Below are 6272 nucleotides of genomic sequence, written 5' to 3' on the forward strand. Positions count from 1 at the left end.
CGCCCGTCCCGCCCCCCACGGGGCGGGCGCTTCGCTTCCCCCCCGCCGGGCCGAGCGCTGCCCTCAGTGGCATATTCGCGCTCACTTGCCGGTGCCCAACCGCTGGCCGACGCCGTCGCGGTCCTGCAGGGCGCGCCACCAGGCCTCGTTGTCCAAATACCACTGCACCGTCTTCTCCAGCCCTTCCTCGACCGTCACCGAGGGCCGCCAGCCCAGCTCTTCGCGGATGCGGGTTGGATCGATTGCATAGCGCGCGTCATGACCGGGCCGGTCGGTGACAAAGGTGATCTGATCCTTGTAGGACTTGCCATCCGCACGCGGGCGTTTCTCATCCAGGATTTCGCAGAGGGTCTGCACCAGCTCCAGGTTCGACCGCTCGTTCTCGCCGCCGATATTATAGGACCGGCCCAATGCGCCCTTCTGCACCACCAAGAGCAGCGCATCGGCGTGGTCCTCCACATAGAGCCAGTCGCGCACGTTGGAACCGTCGCCGTAGATCGGCAGCGGCTTGCCCGCCAGCGCATTGAGGATCACCACCGGGATGAGCTTTTCGGGGAAATGATACGGCCCGTAGTTGTTGGAGCAGTTGGTCAAGACCACCGGCAGGCCATAGGTCTCGGCCCAGGCGCGCACCAGATGGTCGCTGGCAGCCTTGCTCGCCGAATAGGGCGAGCGCGGATCGTAGGATGTCTCTTCGGTGAACTGCACCGCGGGGTCGGCGGGCAGCGAGCCGTAGACCTCATCGGTCGAGATATGATGGAAACGGAAGGCGTCGGGCTTGCCCGCCTGGGTCCAGTACTTGCGGGCCGCTTCCAGCATGTTGAAGGTGCCGGTGATATTGGTTTCGATGAAATCGCCCGGCCCGTCGATCGACCGGTCCACGTGGCTTTCGGCCGCCAGATGCATCACCGCATCCGGGTGATGGCGCTCAAAAACAGTGTCTAATGCGGCGCGGTCGCGGATATCGCAGTGCTCGAAGGTATAGTCCGGACTCCCAGCCGCCTCCGCCACATTCTCGAGGCAGGCGGCATAGGTCAACGCATCGAGGTTCACCACCTGGTGGCCGCGCTGGATCGCCAGCCGCACCACCGCGGATCCGATAAAGCCGGCGCCGCCGGTCACAAGAAGCTTCATCTCTTATCCTTCCCCGGTCTTATTCTTGCCAAGTGAACGGGCTGTCGAAATCCGCAAGCGCGGGCGCTGCGGCGTCTTTTTTGCTGAGCACCGGCGTGCCTTCGAACTCCCAGTCAATGCCGCAGCTGTCCCAGGCCACCGCGCCGTCGCACTCCGGCGCGTAGTAATCGGTGCATTTATAGATCACCTCGGTGTCCGGCACCCGGGTGAGGAAGCCATGCAGGAAGCCCTTGGGCACCAGGAGCTGCCTGCCGTTTTCGGCGCTCAGCTCGATGCCGAACCATTTGCCAAAGGCGGGCGAGCCCTTGCGGATGTCCACCGCCACGTCGAACAGCGCGCCGCGGCCGCAGCGCACCAGCTTGTCCTGGGCATGCGGCGGCGCCTGGAAGTGCAGCCCGCGCAACGTCCCGGCCGCGGCCGACAGCGAATGGTTGTCCTGCACGAAGTCCAGATCGATTCCGACCTCCTGCATCCGCCGCCGGTTCCAGCTTTCGCTGAAAAACCCGCGCGCATCGCCGAACCGTGCCGGTGTCAGCACCTTCAGCCCCGGCAGACCCGTTTCCTCAACCTGCATTCCCGCCCTCACGTCATCGCATCCATGCCTGTGCCACTCCTAGCCCCGCGCTGGCGGCAGGGCAACAGCCGGGGCAGATCCCTGCCCGCGCGCGCGCCCCGCGCTTGCATCCCCGGCCCTGCCCCGGCAAGCATGAACCCATGAAAATCCTGTTTGTGCATCAGAACATGCCCGGCCAGTACCGCGAGCTCGCCCCCTGGCTGGCCGCCCAGGGCGGCCATGAAATCGTCTTTCTGACCCAGCGCGAGGGCGTGCAGCTCCCGGGCATCAAAACCGTTGTCTACAAGCCCTTCCGCACCCCGGAAAAGGACGCCTTCGGGCTATCGAAGGACTGGGAGGCGGCGGCCGGGTCCGGCCTCGGCGCGGCGCTGGCGGCGCGGCAGCTGCGGGATGCGGGCTTCACCCCCGACATCATCATCGGCCACACCGGCTGGGGCGAGCTGATGTTCATGAAGGACCCTTACCCCGATGTGCCCGTCATCGGCTTCTTCGAGTATTTTTACCGCACCTCCGGCGGGCTGGTCGGGTTTGATCCGGAAAACCCGCCCAACGACCAGGCCTATTTCTTTGCCGAGGCCCGCAACTCTGTGCCTTACACCAGCATCGAGCAGGTCGATCTGGGCCATGTGCCCACCGCCTGGCAGCGCGACCGCTTCCCGGAGAGCTTCCACGGTCGCATGTATCTCTGCCATGACGGCATCCGCACCGACAAACTGGGCCCCGATCCGCAGGCCTCCGTCGGGCTCGGACGGCTGGAGAGGCCCCTCACCCGCGACGATGAGGTCGTCACCTATATTGCCCGCAACATGGAGCGCGCCCGCGGCTTCCACATCATGATGCGCGCCCTGCCCCGGATCCAGGCGCAGCGCCCGAATGCGCGCATCCTGATGATCGGCGGCAACGAGACCTCTTACGGCGCCGAGAGCCAGCACCCCGGCGGGCTGCGCGGCGAGATGGAGGATGAACTGGGCAGCAGCGTCGACTGGAGCCGGGTGCATTTCCTCGGCAGGGTTCCCTACGAAGACCTCACCCGGATCATCCAGATCAGCCGCTGCCATATCTATCTGACGATGCCCTTCGTGCTCAGCTGGTCGCTCTTGGAGTCGATGGCGATGCAGGCGACGGTGGTGGCGGCCGATGTGGCGCCGGTGCGCGAGGCGATCACCCATGGCGAGACCGGGCTGCTGGTCGATTTCTTCAGCCCGGAGAAGCTGGCCGATCAGGTGGCGGACGTGCTGGCCAATCCCGGTGACTACGCCCATATCGGCCCCGCGGCCCGCGCCCATGTGGTGGAGAAATACGATTTCCTGAGCCGCTGCTTGCCGGAGCATATCGCCCGTATCAATGATCTCGTGCCGGAAGTACGGCGGATCAAGCTCAGGTGAAATGCAGCTCCACCGCTGCGATAGCAGGTGCCAATGGCATACCGGCTCCACAGCCCGCCTAAAAAACGGCCGCTGAGCGTATCGTGATATTACCACCTGAGAACGTATTGGGTTGGAACTAGACGCAGAGGCGGAAATCGAGCGATGGCAGAGGCTCAAACCGGCCGGAAAGCGGCCTGCCATCCCGTGCCATTCGTGTGGCACGGCCGTGCCATCACCCGTGGCACGCCCCTTCCGGCCCTTAAAAATAAGGCTTCACGAGGGTCTAGCAGTGCCCGATTGCCGAAACTCCAATTTCAACAATAAAATCAGCACCTTGTGCTGATTGCAGCTTTGCTGCGTTATGTGTGGTACCAATCTGAGACCCTAAGGGGGCGAATTGGGCGCTGCTGGCCTGAGCCCTCAGGGAAGCTAAGCCAAAAGCCCGCCTGTGGGACCGTGCAAAGCGCCTCAAAAAAACCAGCCTGGGCCAGAGGTGCAAGGTTGTCCTTACGGCCTCCAGTAACCTTCCTTAATCTTGCGCAGACATGTACCGGCAATTTGGTGATAACGGTTCTGGCACGTTGGTGGTGGCTCGCTTGCTGAGAAAGCTTTTGCACACCGGCCGGATGCGGCGGGCCCCGGCCCCGCCCGCATCCGGCAAGCGGCGCCTCCGGCCGAAGGGCCGGGACGCCTGTTGCATGTCCGGCGCAGCGCTTGCGGCCGCGGCTGCACTCAGTGGCGGTGCGCCTGCGGCGGCAGCTGCTCGGAAGCCCACAGCGCGGCCTGGGTGCGGTTCTTGGCGCCGATCTTGCGGAAGCAGGTGCGCAGATGCACTTTCACCGTGGCTTCGCAGATCCCCAGTTCGTTGGCGATGCTCTTGTTGGTGGCGCCTTCGGTCAGCTTGGCCAGGATCAGCCGCTCGCGGTCCGACAGCCCGTGCCGCGCTTCCTGGCGAGCCGGTGCGGCCGCCTGCGGCTCCGCGCCGTGCCGCACCGCCGGCACGCCGCCTTCCACAGCGGCCGCCGCCGCGGCCCCGGACAGCACCATACGGTAGCCGTCCTGCACCACCTGCAGCGCCGCAATCAGCGCGCCGGCCGATTTGCGTTCCGGGATCACCGCCTCGGCATAGCGGCTCAGCTGCAGCTGATCAGCCGCCGGACACTCATCGCCGGTGATCAGGATCAGCGGCACCGCGCCGTTGCGGGCGCGGAAGGCCTGCAGCTCCTCATGCAGTTCCGCGCCGGCGCCATGGCTGTAGCACAGCACCATATCCCGGGCCGGCAGCTGCGGCAGTTCCGACAGGGCGCCGCAGCAGCGCCCGGTCTCGTAGTTGTTTGCTTCACAGATGGTCAGAAACATGTCCCTGAGAAGCCTGCTTTCCCCCACAACGTGAACAGGCATCCAAAACTCCTTTACTCGTAACATGCCGGAATTTGCATCCGGCCGTCCCCCTGGAGCGCTGTTATGGCTGGCCCGCCCCCCGGCAGGCCGTCTTTATGCAATGCGCCGCCGCCCCCCGGAACACACTTCACCTGCTTGCTGCCGCCTGGGCCCCGGCAGCGGCACCGCGCCGCCGTTTCCGGATCGTGATAAATACAGAACACACCCGGAAAAAACGTCCCGGGCCAGGCAGCGCACGCCGGCGTTCAAACACTTCTGATGCGCATTGCTGTGGATAAACCGTAGCGAATCTATCCTTTATTGTTAAGAAACTTCCCCTCCCGGAGCAGTGCTTTTTGGCAGTCCCGCGGCCGGTGCCGCTGCCGGCCCCGGCTTATCCGGCTGTTTTTCCACGTGATCTGCCCCGGGCGCCCTACCCCCTTGGCATTGTTCCCAAAGCGGAAACGCAGTGTTTCCAATTGGGTTTCTACAATTTTAAGATACTTCAATCTCCTGCTGAAACAACTCAAGGTTTCAGCGATTCGCCGCTGCTGCCTCCTGCAGCTACCCCCATGGTGGTATTTTGCCCGGCCGCCCAGCCGAAGGCCGCAGTAAGGACAGGCCTTCGGCGTACCCCCTATGCCCGGTTTGACCCTGCCGCCAGAGTGCTACCCTCAAGACATTCATTATGTCATGCCGGGGGGCAACATGGTTATGTTGAGTGCGTCCGTTTCGCAAACGGGCAGGTTGTTTTTCACGCGGTCTCTCCAGAGGCAAATCTCATCCCTGACACACCTGGCCTTGGTCCAGCCCGGCCACCGGCGCGCGCCGGTGCTGACCAGCGACCCCGGCCTGGGCGGCGCCTGTTCCAGCGCCGCCGCGGCGGTGCTGCGGCGCCAGCTGCAGCCCGGCAGCGCCACCGCTTTCCGCACCCGGCAGCCCGGCGGGGCGGCGGCCCGGATGCTGGCGGCACAGTTGGCCGCGGCGGAGCAGCCGCAGCTGAGCGCCCTGGCGGCGGAGCTCACCGCAGGCCGCGGCTGGGCGGTGTTCACCTGCAGCTTCGAGGACGGCAGCGAGGACCTGATCGCGCTGCAGCTCGGCGGCGGCCCGCATGATGCCCATTGCGGCGACATCCTTCAGGCGATCTGGCCGGTGCTGCGCGAGGACAGTTTGCGCGAGCTGGCCGGCGAAACCCAGGCGGCGGTGACCAGCGCGCTGTTGTGGACCGTCTCCAAGAAGACCGACAGCGCGGTGCTGGTGCTCAACGCCGAGGGCCAGCTGCTGCACTGCAATGAATCGGGCCGCGACATGCTCGACGGCGGCGACCTGCTGAGCGACCAGTCCGGCCGCCTCAGCTGCGCCCGCCCGGGCGAGACCGCGGGCTTCTATGCGGCGGTCGCCGAATGCGCCCGCACCCGCCGCGGCAGCGCCCGCGGCCCGCAGGAGCTGATCCTGTTCCTGGAGGACCGCAAGAGCGGCCTGCGGCTGCCGGTGTCGCTGACCCGCTACCGCTGCGCCGGCTCCGGCCAGCCGCTGGTGGTGGCGATCCTGCCGCGCCAGCCCGACCGCCGCCGCATCGAGATGCTGGCCCAGAAAATGGGGCTGTCGCCGGCCGAGGCGCGGGTGGCGGCGCTCATTCAGCTTGGGCTCTCCAACCGCGAGGCGGCGCATATCGCCGGCCTCAAGGTGCAGACCTTCAACACCTATGCCAAGCGGGTGCTGGCCAAGATGCAGGCGCCCGGCCGGGCTGAAATGGCCCAGCGGCTGACCTGGCAGGCCTCGCTGGGGAGAGCGTCATGAACAAGATGGCACAGGAC

The 6272-nt window shown here is 65.7% G+C and carries 5 protein-coding genes; 2 read left to right on the forward strand and 3 right to left on the reverse strand.

Annotated features, from left to right (window positions below; genetic code table 11):
* Nucleotides 1-81: 81 nt before the first annotated feature.
* Together rfbB and rfbC are read right to left on the reverse strand one after the other, a co-directional pair.
* Nucleotides 82-1134 carry a dTDP-glucose 4,6-dehydratase gene (rfbB, locus tag AB1A62_RS21880; protein WP_366663571.1) on the reverse strand — a complete coding sequence of 351 codons (1053 nt, stop codon included), beginning with the start codon at nt 1132-1134 and terminating at the stop codon, nt 82-84.
* A 19-nt stretch (nt 1135-1153) separates the two neighbouring features.
* Nucleotides 1154-1708 (reverse strand): dTDP-4-dehydrorhamnose 3,5-epimerase, encoded by a 555-nt coding sequence (rfbC, locus tag AB1A62_RS21885; protein ID WP_366663572.1) that lies wholly within the window; start codon nt 1706-1708, stop codon nt 1154-1156.
* Nucleotides 1709-1848: 140 nt separating this feature from the next.
* Between rfbC and AB1A62_RS21890 the strand changes: the two genes are divergently transcribed.
* Complete coding sequence (locus tag AB1A62_RS21890) at nt 1849-3093, forward strand: glycosyltransferase family 4 protein (protein WP_366663573.1); 1245 nt, start codon at nt 1849-1851, stop codon at nt 3091-3093.
* 714 nt (nt 3094-3807) lie between these two features.
* Here AB1A62_RS21890 and AB1A62_RS21895 read toward each other — a convergent pair.
* A complete protein-coding gene (locus AB1A62_RS21895; protein ID WP_366663574.1) occupies nt 3808-4476 on the reverse strand; it encodes a response regulator transcription factor in 669 nt (222 codons plus the stop codon).
* A 780-nt stretch (nt 4477-5256) separates the two neighbouring features.
* Between AB1A62_RS21895 and AB1A62_RS21900 the strand changes: the two genes are divergently transcribed.
* The gene (locus AB1A62_RS21900; RefSeq protein WP_366663575.1) at nt 5257-6255 is read left to right on the forward strand and encodes a LuxR C-terminal-related transcriptional regulator; all 999 of its coding nucleotides are present in this window, start codon (nt 5257-5259) and stop codon (nt 6253-6255) included.
* Nucleotides 6256-6272 lie beyond the last annotated feature (17 nt).

Source organism: Leisingera sp. JC11 (assembly GCF_040704725.1).
In the GTDB taxonomy this organism is placed as follows: domain Bacteria; phylum Pseudomonadota; class Alphaproteobacteria; order Rhodobacterales; family Rhodobacteraceae; genus Leisingera.

What these genes read in the sequence shown, in the direction of transcription:
- rfbB (WP_366663571.1), bottom strand. Translation starts at nt 1,134, where the DNA reads ATGAAGCTTCTTGTGACCGGCGGCGCCGGCTTTATCGGATCCGCGGTG.
- rfbC (WP_366663572.1), bottom strand. Translation starts at nt 1,708, where the DNA reads ATGCAGGTTGAGGAAACGGGTCTGCCGGGGCTGAAGGTGCTGACACCG.
- AB1A62_RS21890 (WP_366663573.1), top strand. Translation starts at nt 1,849, where the DNA reads ATGAAAATCCTGTTTGTGCATCAGAACATGCCCGGCCAGTACCGCGAG.
- AB1A62_RS21895 (WP_366663574.1), bottom strand. Translation starts at nt 4,476, where the DNA reads ATGCCTGTTCACGTTGTGGGGGAAAGCAGGCTTCTCAGGGACATGTTT.